This is a genomic window from Oceanotoga teriensis, from assembly GCF_003148465.1.
Lineage (GTDB): Bacteria > Thermotogota > Thermotogae > Petrotogales > Petrotogaceae > Oceanotoga > Oceanotoga teriensis.
Window position 1 is genome coordinate 1 of record NZ_QGGI01000042.1, and the last position, 2,724, is coordinate 2,724.

Consider the following 2,724-nt stretch of genomic DNA (forward strand, 5'->3'; position numbering starts at 1 on the left):
TGTGTTAGGCGCGCCGCCAGCGTTCACCCTGAGCCAGGATCAAACCCTTCATCCTTATGGTTTGTCCTTCTTCAGTTCTTTCTCTGACGTCTTTTTTTCCTTACCTTATTGGCTTTCTTCTATCCACTTTTCAAACAGCATTTATTTCTCCGGCTTCTCAGCCAGCCGAAGTATATACTATCACATTTCTCTATCTCCTGTCAATTTCTTTTTTGTTACATTTATTCCTCCCTTTCCTTACACATTTCCACCTTTTAACGTGTTTGATAATTTCTTTTTGTATGAAAGCCTGTAATAAAAATAATTACAGGCTTTAAAAGTTGATTATACTTTGTTTTCCATAATATGATATTACTTCATTATAAAAATCATTATTATACTTTTTAGAAAGCACAAATAAAACTCTTCTACTTATAGCGGGTACTTCTACCCATCCATCAGTAAATATAATTATTCCTTCTGGTCTTATATTCTTTTCCACATAATCAACAGCTGGCTGTAAATCTGTTGAACCACTACCTTTCAAAGTTAAATCTTTCCAATTTCCTTTATTATATTCAGAAATTGATTGTACTTTTTTATCGGCTTGTATTAATTTTATCTTTCCACCTTGAACTTTTGATATATCTTCAATCTCAGAAAAAAACATATCATATTCTTCTTCGATTATAGATCCAGAAGTATCTAAAATAACACAAACATTAGGTCCTCTTTGACTAACCCAACCAGGTTGATCATCATATCTTCTATTTGGTTTTAATAAGCTTCTATATTTGTTTGTTATTACAGAGCTTCCAAAGAACCTTCTTAAAACTGTTTTCCAATCAAATTTATTTTTTTTAGTCATTATTTTTACAGCTATTTCTAAACCTTCTGGCATATCCCCTTTTGATTTATCATATGACTCTTGAATAAATTCACTGACTATGTCAAAAGCCATTTCTTCTGAAACATCCATTTGAAAATCATGTGAATCGGTTTCTTCTCTTTGTTCCTGTATTTCTTCAAGATCTATTATTTTATTATCTTCAAAAAATTTCAAGCAGTACTGAAAATACTCTTCAGCTGTTTTTCCTGGCATGTCTATTGGAGCAGTTACGAATAATATTTCATTATCTGGTGCATGACCTTCTCCAAGCATTACATTTAAAGGTTTTGCTAAAGCATCTAATTCATATATATATTGATTTATAGATGCGTCCATAGCTAAATCCCATATGCCTTTAAGTCTTTCATTTTTAATTTTAATAAATATATGACCAAATATTATATGATACAATTCATGTTTTATTATCGCTTTTGTAAAGTTAATTCCCTTACTTTTGAGTCTTCTAGGATTATAAATAAGTCTAAAATTTCCATTTGATGTAATACTCAATTTAACAGTTCTAACAGTCTCACTTTTCAACATGTCAAAACGCATTCTCGCATAAGAAAAAAATATACTTTCTTTTGAAAGTTCTATCCATGCTTTTTCAACTATATCTTGCATTATACTTCATCAAGCCACCTTTCATCTCCAAGAGTTAATGCAACTTCTTCCAATAATTTATCATAAAAAGCTTTTCTTATGCCTTTACTATCTTCTACTAATTTATTTAAATTTCTGAGTATTGAAAATATTGAGTCTTTTGGTAAATAGTTAGAAAGCTCTTTTATATTTTTAGATATAAGTTTATGTTCAGAATTATCTATTATTTTAAGCATTTCTGAATCATCAAGACTTTCAAAATATTTATTTATTCTCAATATAATACTTAGTTTTTCTTCTGAAGTTAATTTATTTATTCTTTCATAATTTTTACCTTCTATGATTAATTCTGTTGCTGTTGGTATATTATTTTTATTATTATAATGATTCAAAATAGCTCTGGCTGCATCACTTCCAACTATAGAAGCAGCAGTTATATATCCATAATTTGATATATCTTCTTCTGAAAAATTATCAAAAACTTTTGAAAGTTTATACCAACTTCTTGGACTTGGTCTCAAGTTTAATCTCATAGATACTCTACTATCTGGAGATAGATATTCAGGATAATTATTTATAAAACTAATTAATTTTTTATTCAATTTATTTTCATTTGCCCAATTTATCCAATCATTAGTTTCTGTATTTAAAATCAAATGAAAAAATCTTGACATAAATGCTGGATCTGTTATTAAATCAACTTGATCATATTCTTCATCTGGAGGATTGGCAGCTCCCATTATCCAAACTCCTTCAGGTAAAATATGATTATGAATTCTTCTATCAATTAATAATTGCATTATTGCATTTCTTATAGATCTATGAGCTCTGTTAACTTCATCTATCATTATCAAAACATTATCATCTTCAGGCCACCAATCTGGTTTCAAAAATACAGTTTTGCTTTCATCCCTTGAAGGCATACCTATCAAATCTCCAGGTTCCATTTGAGATATTACCAATATTATTAATTTCCTTCCAGTTTCTTCAGCAATTTCTTTAGCTATATCAGTTTTTCCAACTCCAAAATGTCCCCAAAGAAGAGGTATTTCATCTGCTTGCATTATTTTTTTACATAAATACTTTGTATCACTTGGTTTCATTTTTTTCCTCCCTCTATAAAATACGCTTAAGTGAATATTTCATGATAATTCATAAAAATTAAAAAAAACAAAAAAATATAAAAGATAATAAATAATGAAAGAAATTTTATTTATTAAAAAATTAATAAACATAAAATATGGTAGTAGTTA

General features: G+C 28.3%; 3 protein-coding genes. 1 reads left to right on the top strand and 2 read right to left on the bottom strand.

What is annotated here, in order from left to right; translation table 11 throughout:
- Positions 1-295 (top strand): hypothetical protein (locus tag C7380_RS13705; protein WP_206050621.1); only part of this gene is annotated, 295 nt, incomplete at its 5' end.
- 18 nt (positions 296-313) lie between these two features.
- On the opposite strand, the gene C7380_RS13360 is transcribed toward C7380_RS13705, so the two are convergent.
- Together C7380_RS13360 and C7380_RS13365 are read right to left on the bottom strand one after the other, a co-directional pair.
- Positions 314-1,492 (bottom strand): vWA domain-containing protein, encoded by a 1,179-nt coding sequence (locus tag C7380_RS13360; RefSeq protein ID WP_109606740.1) that lies wholly within the window; start codon positions 1,490-1,492, stop codon positions 314-316.
- Entirely contained in the window at positions 1,492-2,574 is a 1,083-nt protein-coding gene (locus C7380_RS13365; RefSeq protein WP_109606742.1) for an AAA family ATPase, read from the bottom strand. Before C7380_RS13365 ends, C7380_RS13360 begins: the two co-directional genes overlap by 1 nt.
- Positions 2,575-2,724 lie beyond the last annotated feature (150 nt).